The organism is Pseudomonas sp. MB-090624 (assembly GCF_003205245.1).
In the GTDB taxonomy this organism is placed as follows: Bacteria; Pseudomonadota; Gammaproteobacteria; order Pseudomonadales; family Pseudomonadaceae; genus Aquipseudomonas; species Aquipseudomonas juntendi.
Genome location: NZ_QJRK01000073.1, coordinates 1 through 18,621, shown reverse-complemented (window position 1 = coordinate 18,621; position 18,621 = coordinate 1). Strand labels below are relative to the sequence as shown.

At 60.1% G+C, this 18,621-nt stretch carries 14 protein-coding genes; all 14 read left to right on the top strand.

Annotated features, from left to right (window positions below; genetic code table 11):
• A partial coding sequence (locus DMX12_RS27440) for a glycosyltransferase (protein WP_146226872.1) occupies positions 1–475 on the top strand: 475 nt, incomplete at its 5' end.
• Between the two features lie 227 nt (positions 476–702).
• Positions 703–1,473 carry a class I SAM-dependent methyltransferase gene (locus tag DMX12_RS27435; RefSeq protein ID WP_054911396.1) on the top strand — a complete coding sequence of 257 codons (771 nt, stop codon included), beginning with the start codon at positions 703–705 and terminating at the stop codon, positions 1,471–1,473.
• On the top strand, positions 1,470–2,075 hold the full coding sequence (locus tag DMX12_RS27430) for an HAD-IB family phosphatase (RefSeq protein ID WP_054911395.1): 606 nt from the start codon (positions 1,470–1,472) through the stop codon (positions 2,073–2,075). The genes DMX12_RS27435 and DMX12_RS27430 overlap by 4 nt, the downstream gene beginning before the upstream one ends.
• Positions 2,051–2,713: an NTP transferase domain-containing protein gene (locus DMX12_RS27425; RefSeq protein ID WP_110679964.1), complete on the top strand. Its 663-nt coding sequence runs from the start codon at positions 2,051–2,053 to the stop codon at positions 2,711–2,713. Before DMX12_RS27430 ends, DMX12_RS27425 begins: the two co-directional genes overlap by 25 nt.
• Positions 2,706–8,708, top strand: coding sequence for a glycosyltransferase (locus DMX12_RS27420; protein ID WP_110679963.1), 6,003 nt, complete (start codon positions 2,706–2,708; stop codon positions 8,706–8,708). The genes DMX12_RS27425 and DMX12_RS27420 overlap by 8 nt, the downstream gene beginning before the upstream one ends.
• A gap of 232 nt (positions 8,709–8,940) precedes the next feature.
• A complete protein-coding gene (locus DMX12_RS27415) occupies positions 8,941–9,876 on the top strand; it encodes a ketoacyl-ACP synthase III (protein WP_110679962.1) in 936 nt (311 codons plus the stop codon).
• 308 nt (positions 9,877–10,184) lie between these two features.
• The gene (locus DMX12_RS27410) at positions 10,185–11,033 is read left to right on the top strand and encodes a flagellin domain-containing protein (protein ID WP_110679961.1); all 849 of its coding nucleotides are present in this window, start codon (positions 10,185–10,187) and stop codon (positions 11,031–11,033) included.
• Between the two features lie 72 nt (positions 11,034–11,105).
• A complete protein-coding gene (locus DMX12_RS27405; protein WP_054911391.1) occupies positions 11,106–11,471 on the top strand; it encodes a flagellar protein FlaG in 366 nt (121 codons plus the stop codon).
• 74 nt (positions 11,472–11,545) lie between these two features.
• Positions 11,546–12,943 (top strand): flagellar filament capping protein FliD, encoded by a 1,398-nt coding sequence (gene fliD, locus DMX12_RS27400; RefSeq protein ID WP_110679960.1) that lies wholly within the window; start codon positions 11,546–11,548, stop codon positions 12,941–12,943.
• A gap of 132 nt (positions 12,944–13,075) precedes the next feature.
• Positions 13,076–13,471 (top strand): flagellar export chaperone FliS, encoded by a 396-nt coding sequence (gene fliS, locus DMX12_RS27395; protein WP_054911389.1) that lies wholly within the window; start codon positions 13,076–13,078, stop codon positions 13,469–13,471.
• 14 nt (positions 13,472–13,485) lie between these two features.
• On the top strand, positions 13,486–13,782 hold the full coding sequence (gene fliT / locus DMX12_RS27390) for a flagellar protein FliT (protein WP_110679959.1): 297 nt from the start codon (positions 13,486–13,488) through the stop codon (positions 13,780–13,782).
• Between the two features lie 171 nt (positions 13,783–13,953).
• A complete protein-coding gene (gene fleQ / locus DMX12_RS27385; protein WP_054911387.1) occupies positions 13,954–15,429 on the top strand; it encodes a transcriptional regulator FleQ in 1,476 nt (491 codons plus the stop codon).
• Between the two features lie 384 nt (positions 15,430–15,813).
• The gene (locus DMX12_RS27380; RefSeq protein WP_110679958.1) at positions 15,814–17,031 is read left to right on the top strand and encodes a PAS domain-containing sensor histidine kinase; all 1,218 of its coding nucleotides are present in this window, start codon (positions 15,814–15,816) and stop codon (positions 17,029–17,031) included.
• A complete protein-coding gene (locus DMX12_RS27375) occupies positions 17,031–18,386 on the top strand; it encodes a sigma-54 dependent transcriptional regulator (RefSeq protein WP_110679957.1) in 1,356 nt (451 codons plus the stop codon). The genes DMX12_RS27380 and DMX12_RS27375 overlap by 1 nt, the downstream gene beginning before the upstream one ends.
• The last annotated feature ends 235 nt before the right edge of the window (positions 18,387–18,621 follow it).

Sequence of the window (18,621 nt, the reverse complement as noted above, 5' to 3'; positions counted from 1 at the left end):
CAGTGGTGACCTGGAGATCATCGCCGAGGTAGTACGTGAACTTGCCGACGAAGTGGAGTGGGTATTCTTCGGTATGTGTCCGCAGGCATTGCGCCCCTTCATTCATGAATACCACCCGGGCGTATCGCTCCAGGCGTATCCGGCCAAGCTTGCCAGCCTCAACCTCGACTTGGCCCTGGCGCCGCTGGAATTCCATATCTTCAACGACTGCAAGAGCAATCTACGCCTGCTCGAATACGGCGCTTGTGGCTACCCGACCGTATGTTCGGATACCGCTGCATACCGCGGTAACCTGCCATGCAGCCGCGTTTACAGCAACAGCACTCAGGAGTGGCTCGAAGTAATCCGAACCCACCTCAATGACCCGGCTGCCAGCTATCGAATGGGTGACGCGCTGCGAGAGCAGGTCATGCGTGATTTCATTCTGCAGGGCGAGAACCTGCGGCACTGGCAGCGGGGTTGGCTTGCGGACTGACTAACGTGGTGTTACGCAATCGGGCTGCTTATGCAGCCCGATTGCGTTATGTCAGCTGTAAGGCAACCGCACAGTTGACTTGGCTCAATCATGGGCGTGGCACTTGCCGCCGTGTGGCATTGTCGGCTGCTCGTTGGCAGATATCTTGCTTTGTCCCCCGCAACGCCAAGCCAAGGTGGTGATTTTTTGACTGCGGCGCATCGGCATTGCAGGAACTAGGAGAAATCTTGAACGACTCTCGACGTATCAAGGGTAGGAACGTCGTCATCGATTACGACGCCACCCGCGCATTTTTCGAATCACGCGGGCAGCGTGAGTATTCCAATGTGCTCAGTGCGACCATGTACCAGGATCATGACGCCAAGCTGGTCGAACAACGCGATCTGGCCGAAAAAGCCGCGGTCGTGGGCATCCTGGACCTAGGCAATACCCATCGGGTGCTCGACGTGGGTTGCGGTGTCGGTCGCTGGGCCTGGTTGCTTGCGCAGCGGTGTGAAGGCTTGCAGTACCTTGGTCTGGACTTCTCCGCGAGTCTGATCGAAAAAGCCCGAGCCGAAAGCGCCATCCGGCAATTAGAAAATGTGCACTTCCAAGTCATGTCGGCAACCGATATCCAGCCGCAGGCAATGCTGTTGCAAGGGGCTTTCGACCTGGCGCTGATCTCTGGCCTGCTGATTTACCTCAACGACAACGATTGCGTGAAGGTCCTGCGCGACACCGCACAACTGTGCAAGCCGGGGGGCGCGCTGTACCTGCGTGAACCTGTGGGCGTGGCCGAGCGCTTCACGCTTGACCGCTTCTACTCCGAAGAGCTGTCTGACGAGTATTCGGCGATCTACCGCACGGTGGACGAATTGCATGCCTTGATGGCAACGGCTTTCGCAGGTATCGGAATGACGGTCGAGCGCGAACAGTTACTTTTCCCGCAAGATCTGGAAAAGCGGACCGAGACGCGCCAGTACTTTTTCGTATTGCGACGTGACGAGGGGGCGGTATGAACACGGCTTATTGTTTTGACCTCGATGGCACGCTCACGCGCCAGGAGCTATTGCCGCTGATCGCGTCCTCGGTCGGCCTGGAGGACGAAATCAGTGCGCTGACGCAAGCCACCATCGAAGGCCTGTTACCGTTCGACAAGTCGTTCAAGCTGCGCGTCAGGCTGCTACGCGATGCACGGCTGGACTGGATTCACGAGGCCTTGGAGCGTGATGTTGAATTTGACGAGGCCATCCTGGAGTTCATTGCCGCCCATCCTGATCAATCCTTCGTGGTTACGGGCAACCTCGATCTTTGGGTGCGGCCCGTGCTGGACAAGCTCGGCATCCGCAGTTTCACCTCGCTGGCTCGGCTGGATGAACAAGGGCAGTTGGATGGCGTGGAGCGCATCCTGCACAAGGGTGACGCCGTAAACAGCCTACGCTCTCGCTTCGAGCGCATCGTCGCCGTGGGCGAGGGGATGAACGATGTCGCCATGTTCGAGGCAGCCGACTGGCGTATCGCATTTGGCGGCGTGCATGCGCCAAACAAGGAGCTGGTGAAACTGAGTGATTTCGTTACTTACAATGGGAAGGCACTATGTCGCTTGTTAAGCACGTTGTAATCAGCGCTGCCGGCATCGGCTCGCGCCTGGGTCTCAACAAGCCGAAGTGCCTTGTCGAGGTAGCGGGTCGCTCGCTGCTGGATTGGCATCTTTCACGCTTGCAGTGGGCCGAAACGGTCTGGCTGGTAGTCGGCTTTCATGAAGAGGACGTGATCGAGCACGCCATTGCGCTGCGCCCTGACCTGATCGTGGTACGCAATCCAGATTACGCACGCACCAATACCTTGCAAAGCATCTATCGGGTTTCTCGCCACCTGCGGGAGCGTATGCTGGTGCTCGATGCAGACACGGTTATGGAGCCTGAAAGCTTCAAAGCTTTCCTGCAAGCTTCTCGACATCACGAGCAACTGATTGGGGTTTCTCCCTATACCACCAGTGACGGCGTGCGTGTACTGATGGATGAAAAAAACGCGAATGTTTCAGGGTTCACCCGCGAAACTCAGCACTCGATGGAATGGACAGGCATTGCCGTGATCAAGCCGGAAGTCATCTTCGACAGGCCCATGTACGTCTACGAAGCGCTGGAACCCTGGTTACCATTGCCTGCATTCGAACTCAAAGCGTTCGACATCGATACGGTCGAGGATCTGGATATGGCGCGTAAAGTCTTTGCGGCGGAATGGGGCAACCATGATTGAGCAATCCTTCAACCGCTCCGCTCCTGGCGCAGACGAGCAGACTTGCGCCACCCCGACTGTGACGGATCTGCTGCAATGCCTTGAGTCACAGGTATTGCCAGCTTTGCCAGTTGCCGGGCATCTGTTGCAGATCGGCTGCGCGGACCCAGAGCTGACGTTGCTGCTGGCACAGCATGCCGCACAGGTGGTGGTATGCGAATGGCGAGATGAAGTGCTCACAAAGGCGCGTGCCCTTGTCAGCCAGGCCGGTATCGAGCATGTGCGGTTTCATCAGGCGGACGCCCTGGCATTTACATCGGCAGAGCGCTTCGATGCGATCTGCCTGATGGGCGTGCTGGCTACGATCGATGATGACAATGACGTGGCTCGCCTGGTGTTGCATGCGCTGTCCATGCTCAAACCCGACGGCCGGATCATCCTGCAGCATGATCCGGCGGGCGTGAAGGCTGTGGGCGATGCTGCCGAGCGCTCTGCGCCCCGCTGTGTTGCGCTCGTACGGTCGCTTGGGTTGCGAGAGGTGTTCTGCCATCCCTTGCAGGGGGCTGTGCTGTATGGGTTCGCGCCGATCCTTGGGAAGCTGCAGGCACTCCCCATTGCAGGCCTGCGGGTGGCGTGCTACGGCAGTATGCCTTTCCACTTCCGCTCGTTGCGACCACTGGCAGCCTGCTTTGAAACCAGTTTACTGAGCCTTTCTATCGATGACGTCATGGCTTGGAAGCCTCAAGTCATCGTGGTTGCCGATGGTTGGTCGGTGGAATTCTGGCGTGATTACTGCGATGCGCACGGGGTGTTGTTGGTTGGCATGCGCCATGGCTCGGTTACCCGCTACGGTTTTGCCGAACCGCAGTATCGCTGTGCCGACTACATGTGTGGCAGCGTCTGGGATATCGAAGACACGCTGCTGTCCAATGTTCGCCCGCGTCACGGTTTCCTGCTGACGGGCAACGCCTGGGTCGACCAGGTCTTCCGCCTGGCCCCAAGGGCGCATGCCCAAGGTGAGCCCACCATCCTTTTCGCACCGACTTATAACCCGGAGATCAGCGCTGCGGTCTACTTTGGCGACCGCGTGGTGCCTTTGATCCGTTCGGTGTACCCGCGCGCGAAGATCATTATCAAGCCTCACCCCGCTATTGTTCAGCACGAGCACAGCTTTGTCGTCGACAAGGCGCTGTTCCGCAACCTCATGGGTACTTGGCGCGAACAGGCCGCAGCCGACCCCTTGGTGAGCCTGGTAGATGATCCCGAGGCCAGTATCGCTGACAGCTTTGCCGAGGCCGACATTCTTGTCGCCGACAGGTCGTCCCTGCTGTTCGAATTCATGGTGTTGGACCGCCCGATCCTGTTGTATTCCAGCGAAAAGCGCGTGGGCCATTGGCAGTACAACCCTGACGCGCCTGGCAACGCCTGGCGTGATATCGGCATGGAGTTCGCAGACGATACAGCGTTTCTCGAGTTGCTCAGCGATGCCCATCATTGCCATGCAGAGAATTGCCGCGCCGCTCTGCGCGAGCGGGTCCGGCATTTGTACGGCGACTTCCAGGACGGCCGCTCGGTAGAGCGGGTTGCGGCTGCCATTGCCACGGTCCCGCGGTTGCATGTGGTTGTGGACGGTCGGCTCGGCCTACGTCCCGAGGTGGTAGAAGCGCTGGATGACCGCTTGGCGTTCAAACGCATCTCCGTGCTCCAGGGGGACGACAAGGGGGCTGCTGCAACTGCATGGTTGGCGCAGCGCTGGGCGGATGCCCAGCAGGATCTGGGCTTCATGCTCGTGGACGGGGAGGCCGCTTACATTCCTGGTAGCGCCCATCAGGTCAGTGATGGCCTGGCGGCACTGGCCAGTGGGGAATGCGAGGCGCTGGTGTTGAGCGAACCGCAGGCTTTGCCGGCGCCGATGGCCAGCGCAGACAAGCAACAATGGATCAAGCAGCGCTTGCAAGCGGCGTTGGCACAGCGCCAAGGTCGTCAGGCATGGCAGTTGCTGCCGGCGCATGTCATGCACAGAGCGCTTGGGCAATTGCCCGAGTGCGTGGATGACGAGGTGTTCTCGGTCCTCTGGCAGACATTGGGGGCACATGGTGTCCACCGTGCGTGGCAAAGTGAACAGCTCAATGTGGTGCTGGGGCCTTCGCTTATTCGCGTGGTGGGTGCGCGGCAAGCGCAGTATTTGGCAGGCCCGCAGGCTTCGCTGCGGCTTCAGCCTGCCGTGCTCGGGCACGCACGTCAGCCAACCGGCGTGGAGGTGCTCCTGTGTTGTGCGGCCGGGCAACAGTACGATGTCTTCCCTTTTACCACCGAGCTTTGGATCAACGGCCACCTGCAGTGTGAACTGCATTTCAGCGATACGCGTGCCCAGCGCGTGCTCTTGCCATACCGGCCAGACGAGCAGGGTACCACCACGGTTGAGCTGCGCAGCGCTGGTGCATTCCCGGGCATGCCCGGGCTTGCTGGCCCTTTGTCATTGTATCTGGCATTCGTCGATCCGCAGCCTGTCACAGGGCCATCGCAAGCCCATATCCATCAGATTTTCTATTCCGAAGAAACCCGAGCGATGCTCGAGCCTGGGTTTACTCCCTTCGACAATACCGGGCAGCGTCCCGATTGGGCCGAATACTGGCCGATACGTACACTGCTGCTCGATAAGCAGCTGGACGAGAACGCGTTCTACGGCGTGTTGTCGCCAAGGTTCAAGCAGAAAACCGGCCTCAATGCCCAGCAGGTGCTTGAGTTTTGTAGCTCGGCACCTGCAGAAGCCGATGTGCTGCTGTTTCCGATGTTCTTCGATGAAAGTGCCCTGTACGAGAATGTCTTCATTCAGGGGCTCATCTATCACCCGAATATCTGGCCAGCATTTGTCGAGATGGCCCGTAGGCTTGCACCAGGCGTCGATATCGAAACTCTGGTAATGGATGCCCGGCACTCCCAGTTCTGCAACTATTTCATTGCTAAGCCGCGCTTCTGGCGCCACTGGCTAAACCAGGCCGAAAGCATTTTCCAGGCGGCCGAGCAGGCACGCGACGCCCGGTCGCCGTCGCCCTACGGCGCTGCCTTGAATGCGCCAACCTATCATCGCGGCACTGCTGGCTACGAGAGCAAGGTCTTCGTAATGGAGCGCTTGTTGCCGTTGATTCTGGCCACGCAGGGCCAGTGGAAGGTACACGCCTATGATCATTTGAAATTGCCGGTGATGCGCCACCCAATCAATGCCGACTTCATTGAACTCAACGAGCTGAAAGTGCGGATGCGCAGCGCTGACAGCCCAGAGCTGCGTGCGGCCTATGTACAAATGCGCGACCAGATCCTGCGGCAGAAGGCTCTTGAGAAGAACCCGGAGGGTGCAGGCCTGGTAAGGCCAGTTGCAGAGACGATTCGCATCGCCATGGCGCAATACCCGCGTCTGCCAGTGCCGACCGATGTCAGCACATGGCTAGCCGAGCGTGTTCCCAGTTCCGCCCAACAACGCCTGATAAAGGCGCGCCTTGAGGATAAAGTCGCCCCCCTTATCGGTGTAGTGGTGATCGATCGTGCCGGAGATGCTGATGCACTGGCGGCAACGTTGGAGAGCTTCACGCCCGATCGTCATCTTTATGCTGATGTGAAGATCGTCGTGTTACGCCCGGGTGAGCCCCAGGAGCCGACTGCGGCCGAGGGAAAACTGCGCTTCATGCAGCTTGAGGATGATCAATTGCCTGTCATCCAGCGGGCAGTAGCCGAGGCCGGCTGCAACTGGTTCATGCTGGTTGAGGCCGGTACCACCTTTACTGCCAGTGGCTTGTTGATCGCTGCCCTCGATCTGCTCGACACACAAGGGCTTCGCGCTGTATATGGCGATGAGGTGGTGCAAGGGGACGGCGACGAGCTTGGTCTCGCGCTGCGCCCGGACCTGAATTTGGACATGCTCTTGAGCCTGCCGGCGGTGTTTGCGAGCCACTGGCTGTACAACAGCGACGCATGGCTGGCAGCCGGTGGTTTCCGCAGCGATGCAGGCCAGGCTTATGAGCTGGATTACATCCTGCGACTGATCGAAGACAAAGGTTTGGAGGGCTTGGGGCATATCAGCGAGCCTCTGCTGGTGCGTCGGCCACCTTTGCTGCAGAACTGTGCGGATACCCAGCGGGCTGTCGGCCGGCATCTGCAGGCGCGGGGTTATACGCAAGCGCGGGTTGACTCGCGGGTGCCTGGCCAACTGGATGTGCATTACGGCGCCGAGCAAGCGCTGGTCAGTATTCTACTGTCCACCCAGGGTGGTTTTGCCCGGGCGCGACGCTGCATGGAAAGCATACTCGAAAAAACGCTTTACCCGGCCTTCGAAGTGCTGTTACTGGATCACGGTAACGACGAGCCAAGTTTGCAGACCTGGCTGGCGGGTGTCGAAGGCCTTGGAACGCAGACCGTTCGGGTGCTGCGGCTGCCCCATGGGCTGTCGTTGGCCCAGGCGCGCAACCAGGCTGCATTGAGCGCGCGTGGCGAATATTTGCTCTGGCTGGATGCCGGGGTCGCGGTGCTGGAAGACGATTGGCTGCGTCGGTTGGTCAACCACGCGTTCCGCCAAGAAGTGGGGGCTGTGGGGGCCAAGCTGGTCGGTGCAGACTTCACCGTTCGCCAAGGCGGGCTGATTCTTGGTCTCAACGGCCCGGTGGGCCAGATTTTCATGGGTCAGCCGTTGCATGCCGGTGGCTATATGCAGCGGTTGCAGGTGGACCAGAACGCCGCTGCGGTCAGTGGTAAATGCCTGATGATCCGCAAAAGCAGATTCCTCGACGAAGGGGGGTTCGATGCGCGCGCCGAGTTGGCTCCTTGGGCCGATGTCGACCTGTGCCTGCGCCTCCAGGCCTCGGGATACCTCAATGTGTGGGCGCCCAGCGTTGCTTTGCTCATCAGCGATGCAGATGAGCCGGTGGCCACTGCAGAGCAGGAGGAGGCCATGTACGACCGCTGGCTGCCAGTGCTGGCCCGCGACCCGGGGTACAACACCAATTTCTCCCTGAGCGCTGGCGAGGACTTTTCCATCGCTCCGGCCAACCTGAACTGGAACCCGCTGTCGTCCTGGTCGCCCATTCCGACCGTCCTGGCCGAAGTGCACCATGATCAGCACGCTGCTCAGCCTCGCTGCGCGGAGTCTCTGGCGGTGCTAGGCCGTGCTGGGCTGATCCGGAGCGTCCCAGTGGACACGCCGTTGTCACTCGTAGAACTGGAACGCTTGGCGCCGGACAGTATCGTGCTTCAGGCCCCGGTCAATCAGGAGCAGGCAGACCGCATGCGTCGCCTCCGGCTGTTGTCGAGAGCATTCAAGGTCATCGACCTGGATGACTGTCTGCGTCCAAGCGAGACCAACTGGCAGTGCGCACTGTCTCACGCCGACCGCCTGGTTGTTTCCAGCGAAGCTCTGGCGCAGGCATTTGGGTCGCTGCATGAGCGTATCGTCATGCTGCCTAACCGGCTCGACCCATTGGCCTGGGGAGGGGTGGCCAGCCATCGCGGTGCCGCTGAAAAGCCAAGGGTCGGCTGGTCTGTTGTTGGCAGCACTGTCGAAGACCTGCAATTGATAGCCCCAATGGTTCAGGCATTGGCGGGTGATGTGCACTGGATCTTCATCGGTGCATGCCCGCAAGCACTCCGCCCCTACGTGCATGAATACCATGCCGTCTCGCCGGGGGCGGACTACCCTGCGCAGTTGGCCGGGTTGAGCCTGGATCTTGCGTTGTTGCCGCTGCTGGATAACCGTGTCAACGCCTGTAAGAGCAATTTGCTGCTGCTGCAGTATGGCGCTTGTGGTATCCCAGTCGTCTGCAGCGATGTGCTGCTCGACAGCGCTGGGCTACCCGTGACGCGGGTGAAGAACAGTGAAGCGGCCTGGCGTGAGGCTGTCGGCGCGTACCTGGCCGACCCTGTAGCCTCTGCGCAAGTGGGGGATTTGCTGCGAGCCACTGTTCAGCGCGACTGGATGCTGGACGGCGAGAGCCTGCAGCGCTGGCGTGAGGCCTGGTTGCCCGGTTGATCCACTGGCTTTAGCGCGCTGGAGAATGAGTAGGCCCGCCCTGCAAGGGGGTGGGCCTGACCAGCCGCTGGGCGGTGTCGCGTTGACTCATTTATTCCAACGGTGACTTGGCAGTCGAAACGTGCATCTCTAATCTATTGAGCCAGCGAGAAGCTGCAACAGCGTCCAGTGCTTGTCCCTGGGCGGTAGCTTCTATGCCGCACATTTTTGCCATTTCCATCGGGAAGCCACAATGATTGGCATTAAAAGCATCGCCAGTTACGTACCTGTCGAAGGTGTCGACAACTACGCTCAGGGCGCGAAATTCGGCAAAGACCAGGATTTCATCTTCGGTAAGATTGGTTCGACCTTCTTGCCGCGCAAGGCCGACGGCCAGGAAACTTCAGACCTGTGCGTCGAGGCTGCAAAAAATTTGTTCGCCATCAACCCAGCCCTTGACCCAGCTTCGATCGATGCCGTGATCGTGGTGACCCAGAACGGTGACGCTGAGGGCTTGCCGCACACCGCTGCAATCGTCCAGCACAAGCTTGGCTTGCCGACACATGTCGCGGCCTTCGATATCTCTCTCGGATGCTCGGGTTACGTCTATGGCATCTATGCACTGAAAGGCTTCATGGAGGCTGCAGGTCTGAAGAACGGCTTGCTCATTACTGCCGATCCGTACTCCAAAATCGTCGATCCCGAGGATCGCAATACCACCATGCTGTTCGGCGATGCCGCCACGGCAACCTGGATGGGCGAAGATGCCTACTGGCAACTGGGCAAAGCGCTGTTCGGCAGTGATGGCGCGGGTGCCGAGCACCTGCGTACCACTGATGGCAAGTTTTTCATGAACGGCCGACAAGTCTACAACTTTGCACTGATCAAGGTGCCTGCCCACCTGCACCAATTGCTCGAGGCCAGTCACCTGCAGGCCGGCGATATCGATCTGTATTGCTTGCATCAGGGTAGTGCGGCGATTGTCGACGCCGTTTCGCACCGGTTCAACGAGGGTGCGCAGCGCGAATGTTTCGTCAAGGACATGGTCGAGACGGGCAATACGGTATCGTCGAGTATCCCACTTCTACTTGAAAAGCATGTGATCGGCTCACAGCACAAACGTGTGGCGTTGAGCGGTTTTGGTGTGGGGTTGTCCTGGGGCTCGGCCATTCTTGAACGTCGTGGCTGAGCCTATGTGCTTAAGGAAACGCCGCCGCATTCCGGCGGCGTTTTTGTGTGCGCCAGGCGAGACGGGGTGCGTCCAGTGCGACTCAGTTGCCCTCGGCGTGGCCTGGATTCAGGCCTGCCTGGCGGCGCTTGAATAATGGCGCCAAATCATTGATTTCAATGGGCTGGCAGGATGCCAGCAATTTTTTTTGAAAAACCGCTAAAGAAACGCGCTCTGACGAAGATAACTATTACGAAGGTTCTCTGTGCCACACCCGGCGAATTGCCAAGGCCGGAAGCCGTAGTACCCAATCCAACGAGGAATTCGTCATGGCTTTGACTGTTAACACCAACACCACCTCTCTGGGCATTCAGAAAAACCTGAATCGTGCTTCCGACGCGCTGAGCACCTCGATGACCCGTCTGTCCTCCGGTCTGAAAATCAACAGTGCCAAAGACGACGCCGCCGGCCTGCAGATCGCTACCCGCATGACCTCGCAGATCCGTGGCCAGACCATGGCGATCAAAAATGCCAACGACGGTATCTCCATCGCCCAGACCGCTGAAGGCGCGATGCAAGAGCAGACCAACATCCTGCAGCGTATGCGTGAACTGGCCGTTCAGTCTCGAAACGACTCGAACAGCGAGGAAGACCGTAATGCGCTGAACAAAGAGTTCGCGGCCATGTCCGACGAACTGACCCGTATCGCCAACAGCACCCAGCTCAACGGCAAAAACCTGCTGGACGGTACCGCTGGCACCATGACCTTCCAGGTAGGCTCCAACACGGGTACTTCGAACCAGATCACCATCACTCTGGCTTCGGGCTTCGATGCTGCCACCCTGAGCGTAGGTTCGGGTACCATCGCCATCAGCGGTACTTCGGCTAACATCGAAGATAACTTCAGCGCTGCGGTGACCGCCATTGACGCCGCCCTGCAGAGCATCAACAGCTCGCGTGCCGACCTGGGTGCCGCTCAGAACCGTCTGACCAGCACCATCAACAACCTGCAGAACATCAACGAAAACGCCGAAGCTGCTCGTGGCCGTGTACAGGATACCGACTTCGCCGCAGAAACCGCCCAGTTGACCAAGCAGCAAACTCTGCAGCAGGCCTCCACTTCGGTTCTGGCCCAGGCCAACCAGCTGCCATCGGCAGTACTGAAACTGCTGGGTTAATCTTTCCAGTAGTGTTCGGCGGAGCGGCGCGATTCACGTGCTTCTCCGCTTTTTCATTACGAGGTGCTGGCAATGGATATGAGCGTCAAGTTGAATCTGTCGTACCCGGCCGTTCGCCCGGTGGAGCAGGTTGCAGATCGGTCGGCGTTCCGGTCCGTCGAAGCGACTCTGAAGGGCGACGATATCGAACCTGACGGAATCAAGCCTGCGACTGATGTCGAAAAGGTCAAAAGCGCAGTTTCTGAAATTGAAAAATTCATGACGTCGACCCGACGTAATCTGGAGTTCTCCATGGATGAGGAATCCGGCAAAATCGTGGTCAAGGTCATTGCAAGTGAAACAGGTGAAGTCATTCGTCAATTGCCTTCCGAGGAGGCCTTGCGAATTGCCAGCAGCCTGAGTGATGTCAATAGTCTTCTGTTCGATGCCAAGGTCTGACTGGCCACTGGCGTCGAAGTGGTGAGGGTCGGATCCGCAGGAGTGGCTCTGACGTAAAGTAGAGGGAAAAGAGCATGGCAACGATTACGCCTAGTACGGGCCTGGGTTCTGGTCTGAACATCACCGAGATCGTAACCGCCCTTGTGCAGGCAGACACGGCCGCCAAGCAGGCGCAGATTACTCGGCAGACGAGCAACAACACTGCTTACATCTCTGGGGTTGGCGCGTTGCGTAGTGCCCTCACTGCCTTCACCACGGCCATGAGCAAGCTCAATGACAAGACCGCGCCGTCCTTTAACGCTTACGCGGCTACCTCAGCCAGTGAAACCGTGGTCAAGGCTACCGCCAGCAACACAGCCGTAGCCGGTACTTATAACGTAGAGGTGAAGAACCTCGCCACCAGTTCAAAGGTGGCAAGCCATTCGTTTAGCGGAGGAGCGAGCACCGCCATTCCCGCTGGTGAATTGAGCATCAGCCAGAACGGCAAGACCTACAAGCTTACAGTAGGTGACGGTGCGACACTGCAGACGGTGCGTGACCAGATCAACAAAGAGTTGGGGGGCGACGGCCTGTCGGCGAACATTGTCTCTGGCAAGGATGGTGCGCGTCTGGTACTTGGCTCGACAACAACCGGGGCGGGGAGTGATATTTCTGTCAGCGGTATTGCTGAGTTGGAAATTGATGGCACCCAATCGATGGCGGACAATGGCGCGGGTTACATCGACTCGGTCGCCAAAGACGCGTTGATCAAGATCGATGGCCTGGAGGTTTCCAGTGCATCGAATACAGTCAAGGATGCCGTCAGTGGCCTTACGCTCGAGCTGACCGGCAAAAGTGCTGAGAACGTGACCACTCGCGTGACGGTTGCCGGCAACAATGACGGCCTGAAGACCTCTGTTCAAAGCTTCGTTGACGCTTATAACACCCTGCAGAAAGCCATCACTTCGCTCACCAGCACCAGTCAAGATGAGGACGGCAATACCATTCTGGGGTCTTTGACCAATGACCCGACCACTCGCTCCCTGCTGGCGGACATCCGGGGTGTGCTGTCGGAGGTTGGTAGCGGCGACCGTTTGACCACGCTGGGGCAGTTGGGTATCAACACTCAAAAAGACGGTACCCTGGAGTTCAACAGCACCAAGTTTACTGCTGCTCTGAACGATAAGAAGCTTGGCCCTGAGATCCAGGGGTTGTTCACCGGTACCGATGGTGTCTTCGAGCGGATGAAGAAAGCTATCGATCCCTATAATGCCACGGATGGTAGCCTAGCCAGTCGTAAATCCAGCCTGGACAAGATTGCCAAAAACCTCAGCGACCAACAAGCCGCCTTGGACCGTCGCACAGAGTCCTTGACTGAATCGCTGACCAAGAAATACGTCGCCCTCGACACCGCCCTGGGCAAGATGAAAGCCCAGGCCGACCAGATCACCTCGATCTTCGAGGCGATCAACGCCCAGGCCAAGAAGTCCTGACCGCCTGAGTCTGCCAAAAGCCCGGCGGCGTCCTGTGGATGCCCGGGCTTTTCGCTTTTCCGCTAAAGTTTTTTGACGGCCCGGCGATACACAGGATACAAGCAATCTTTTTCGCTGCAACGAGGTAGATCCATGAACCCGATGTTGGCCCTTCGGCAATACCAGAAAGTCAATGGCGTGGCGCAGACTTCCGTCGCCAGCCCACATCGATTGGTACAAATGCTGATGCAAGGTGGGCTCGATCGCCTAGCGCAAGCCAAGGGCGCCATAGCGCGCAAGGATGTAGCCCAAAAAGGCATCCTCATTGGCAAGGCTATCGACATCATCGGCGGCCTGCGTGAAGGGCTGGATCTTGAAAACCATGCTGACACCCTGGCTGACCTGGATAACCTCTACACCTACATGAGCCGTCGCTTGATCGAGGCGAACGTGAAAAGTGATCCGGCGATCATCGATGAAGTGGCGCGCCTGCTAATTACCGTCAAGGAAGGCTGGGACGCGATCGGCGACGAGTCGACAGCTTCCTGAATCAGGAGAAAGACATGAGCGAGGTGATCGAACGTATCGAGCACACCCGAGACGCCTTGCTGGCGGCGTTGGCGGATCGGGACTGGAGTGCGGTCGGCGAACTGGACCTCGAGTGCCGGTTGTGTGTTGATGATGTGCTTGCCGAGGCTCGTGAAAACGAGGCTCAGATACGGGGGAGCCTGGAGCAGCTAATGGCCGTTTACCGGCAGCTAATCGAGGTTGCAAGTGGCGAACGTCAATCCTTGGTTGAAGAAATGACGAAAATCCGTCAGGCGAAAAACGCCGCGAAGGTATACCATCTCTTCTCGTAACCACGGACGTTGCAAACAAACCGAGCGCCATTAATTTGACTGGCACAGGTTTTTTGACTTAACTAGTGGCTGTTTTCGAATTCCAGACGTCCGAACACTGACCATTCAGTCGGAATGATGTCGAGCATGCCCCTTGCAGGGTGCCGATATGACTAGGGAAGTTGCTATTGCATGTGGCGTGAAACCAAGATCCTGCTGATCGATGACGACAGCGCGCGCCGCCGCGACCTCGCGGTGGTGCTGAACTTTCTCGGCGAAGAAAACCTCGCGTGCGCCAGCCACGACTGGCAGCAGGCGGTGGAGCCTTTGGCCTCGAGCCGTGAAGTGCTGTGCGTGCTTATCGGCGCTGTAAACGCCCCTGGCAATGTGCTTGGGTTGCTTAAGACAGTGGCTGCATGGGATGAGTTCCTTCCAGTTTTGCTTTTAGGTGAAATTTCTTCCGCAGAGTTCCCGGAAGACCTTCGCCGCCGCGTGCTTTCCAACCTGGAAATGCCGCCCAGCTACAGCCAGTTGCTGGATTCGCTGCACCGTGCCCAGGTCTACCGCGAAATGTATGACCAGGCGCGTGAGCGCGGCCGCCAGCGTGAGCCCAACCTGTTCCGCAGCCTGGTGGGCACCAGCCGGGCCATCCAGCATGTGCGGCAGATGATGCAGCAGGTGGCCGATACCGACGCCAGTGTGCTGATCCTGGGTGAGTCAGGCACCGGCAAAGAGGTGGTCGCGCGCAACCTGCACTACCACTCCAAGCGCCGCGAAGCGCCGTTCGTGCCGGTCAACTGCGGCGCGATCCCTGCCGAGTTGCTGGAAAGCGAGCTGTTCGGCCACGAGAAGGGCGCCTTCACCGGGGCGATCACCAGCCGTGCCGGGCGTTTCGAGCTGGCCAACGGCGGCACCCTGTTCCTCGACGAAATCGGCGACATGCCGTTGCCGATGCAGGTCAAGCTGCTGCGCGTGCTGCAGGAGCGCACCTTCGAGCGCGTGGGCAGCAACAAGACCCAGAGCATCGATGTGCGCATCATCGCCGCTACGCACAAGAACCTCGAGAACATGATCGAGGACGGCACCTTCCGCGAAGACCTGTACTACCGGCTGAACGTGTTCCCCATCGAGATGGCGCCGCTGCGCGAGCGGGTGGAAGACATTCCGCTGCTGATGAACGAGCTGATCTCGCGCATGGAGCACGAGAAACGCGGTTCCATCCGTTTCAATTCCGCTTCGATCATGTCGTTGTGCCGCCATGGCTGGCCGGGCAACGTGCGTGAGCTGGCCAATCTCGTTGAGCGCATGGCCATCATGCACCCTTACGGGGTGATCGGGGTTTCCGAGCTGCCGAAGAAATTCCGCTATGTCGATGATGAAGACGAGCAGATGGTCGACAGCCTGCGCACCGACCTGGAAGAGCGTGTGGCGATCAATGGCCATACGCCTAACTTCAGCAACCCGGCGATGCTGCCCCCTGAAGGCCTGGACCTCAAGGATTACCTGGGGAGCCTGGAACAGGGGTTGATCCAGCAGGCGCTGGACGATGCCAACGGGATTGTGGCGCGCGCTGCGGAACGGTTGCGTATTCGCCGGACCACCTTGGTCGAGAAAATGCGCAAGTACGGCATGAGCCGCCAGGGCGGCGAGGAGCAGGCAGAGGATTGATGGGGGCGTCGGGGTGTTCACCTCGACCTTTCTAGTGCCTGTCAGATCGAGCGCCGCCCGCGCGGCGCATCGCGAGCTGGCGCTCGCTCCTACGTTTGTTTCGGGCCAGTGAGGCCTGTGACAGGCGCGCGCGACCGCCTTGTTCGTACGACGCGATATTGAGCCATGCGCCAAGGCATTCGCGCGCAAATCCCCCAGGAATAATTGGCCCGAAACAAACGTAGGAGCGAGCGGGAGCTCGCGATGCGCCGCGCGGGCGGCGCTCGATTTGCGCCCCCGCCATAAATCTCAAGCCAAGCGTTATGCCCCCATCCCCGGCACGGCTATTGCTACACCGCTGGCACCACACCGTTTTTATGACGGTCAGCCACGCGAGAGAGCACGATGCCCCAGGCCGCCAAACTATCCCGAGCCCCCGGTCAGCAGGGGCATACCCCGGTCGAGCAGGACAGCCGCCAGGGTATCGAGCACACCTTCGCCCTGTTCAATCAGGTGTCCAGCCAGCTGAGCCAGTCCTACAGCCTGCTCGAAGCCCGGGTCAGCGAGCTGAAGGGCGAACTGGCGGTGGTCAGCGCCCAGCGCATCGACGAACTGAGTGAAAAGGAACGCCTGGCCAACCGCCTGCAGAACCTCCTGGACCTGCTGCCTGGCGGGGTGATCGTGATCGATGGCCAAGGCCTTGTGCGTGAAGCCAACCCGGCCGCCTGCCAACTGCTCGGCGAACCGTTGCTCGGCCAGCTGTGGCGCCAGGTGATCGCCCGCAGCTTTGCACCGCGCAAGGACGACGGCCATGAAGTCTCGCTACGCGACGGCCGCCGTCTGTCCATCGCCACCCGTTCCCTGGACGCCGAGCCCGGCCAGTTGGTGCTGCTCAACGACCTGACTGAAACCCGACGCCTGCAGGACCAGTTGGCGCGCCATGAGCGCCTGTCGGCGCTGGGGCGCATGGTCGCCTCGCTGGCACATCAGATCCGTACCCCCTTGTCGGCAGCCATGCTCTACGCCAGCCATCTGGCCGACAGCGCGCACGCACTGGATGTCGAAACCCGCCAGCGCTTTGCCGCAACCCTGAAAGAGCGCCTGCACGAACTGGAACACCAGGTGCGCGACATGCTGGTATTCGCCCGTGGCGAGCTGCCGCTGGGCGATCGGCTCACCCCCAAGGCCCTGTTCCAGGCCTTGCAGCAGGCCGCACAGTCCCATGTGCAGGGGCACGCCGTGCGCTGGCAGTGCGACAGCCACCTGGGTGAGCTGCTCTGCAATCGGGACACCCTGGTGGGGGCGTTGCTCAACCTGATCGAGAATGCCTTGCAGGCCAGCGAAGGCCCGGCGCAGTTGAAAGTGCACCTGTACCGCCGCCAGCGCACCCTGCACCTGTGCGTGAGTGATGCCGGCAGCGGCATCGACGCCAGCTTGTTGGCGCGCCTGGGCGAGCCGTTTCTGACCACCAAGGCCACCGGCACCGGCCTGGGGCTGGCGGTGGTCAAGGCGGTGGTGCGGGCGCACCAGGGTAGCCTGAGCCTGCGTTCCAAGGTCGGTCGCGGCACCTGTGTGCGGGTCGAGCTGCCGTTGATCGACGGGCAGTCGGCGGAGGGTGTGTAATGGCGATCAAGGTGCTGCTGGTCGAGGACGACCGCGTATTGCGCCAGGCCTTGGGTGACACGCTGGCAATCGGCGGCTTTGCCTACCAGGCAGTCGGAAGTGCCGAGGAAGCCCTGGAGGCCGTGCACGATGGCGCCTTCAGCCTGGTGGTGAGCGATGTGAACATGCCCGGCATGGATGGCCACCAGTTGCTCGCGCAGTTGCGCCGCCAGCAACCACAGTTGCCGGTGTTGTTGATGACCGCGCATGCGGCGGTCGAGCGTGCGGTGGAGGCCATGCGCCAAGGGGCTGTCGATTACCTGGTCAAACCGTTCGAGCCCAAGGCGCTGCTCAGCCTGGTCGAGCGGCATGCGGCCGGCCGGGTCACGGGCGAAGAGGGGCCGGTGGCCTGCGAGCCGGCTAGCCGCCAGCTTCTGGAGCTGGCGGCGCGCGTGGCGCGCAGCGATTCCACCGTGCTGATTTCCGGTGAGTCTGGTACGGGCAAGGAAGTGCTGGCGCGCTACATTCACCAGCAATCCCCGCGGTCGGCCCAGCCCTTTGTGGCGATCAACTGCGCGGCGATCCCCGACAATATGCTCGAAGCCACCTTGTTCGGGCACGAAAAGGGCGCCTTTACCGGTGCCATTGCCTCCCAGCCCGGCAAGTTCGAGCAGGCCGAGGGCGGCACCTTGCTGCTCGACGAAATTTCGGAAATGCCCATGGCACTGCAGGCCAAGCTGTTGCGGGTGCTGCAGGAGCGCGAGGTAGAGCGGGTAGGCGGGCGCAAGCCGGTCAGTCTCGACATTCGGGTGTTGGCCACGACCAACCGCGACCTGGCTGGCGAGGTGGCCGCGGGGCGTTTCCGTGAAGACCTGTATTACCGGCTTTCGGTCTTCCCCCTGGCCTGGCGCCCGCTGCGCGAGCGCCCTGGCGACATTCTGCAACTGGCCGAGCGCCTGCTGGCGCGGCATGTGGCGAAGATGAAGCATGCCCCGGTGCGCTTGTCGGCGCAGGCACAGGCCTGTTTGCAAGCTTACGCCTGGCCGGGCAATGTCCGTGAACTGGACAACGCCCTGCAGCGGGCACTGATTCTGCAGCAGGGCGGGGTGATCGAAGTGGCGGATTTCTGTCTGGCAGGCGCCATTCCATTGTCAGCTGGCAATGAGCCATTACCCGCGGTCGCCGCTGAAGCCAGCGGCCTGGGTGATGACATGCGCCGCCACGAGTACCAGATGATCATCGATACCCTGCGCGCCGAGCGTGGCCGCCGCAAGGAAGCCGCCGAACGGCTCGGCATCAGCCCGCGCACCCTGCGCTACAAACTGGCGCAGATGCGCGATGCCGGGTTTGACGTCGAGGCCAGCTTGTTCGGCTGACAGGCCCAGTTCGAACGCGCGACGCGGCCTGTGTGGGAGCGGGCGCGCCCGCGAAGAATCCAACGCGCTGCATGGCACCGGCTGCGCCGGTGTTCGCGGGCAAGCCCGCACGGGGATCGCATCAGGGCTGACAGGTGTTTGCCACAAGGTATGCAGCGCCTGTTAGAGCGAGCGCCGCCCGCGCGGCGCATCGCGAGCTGCGCTCGCTCCTACGTTTGTTTCGGGCCAATTATTC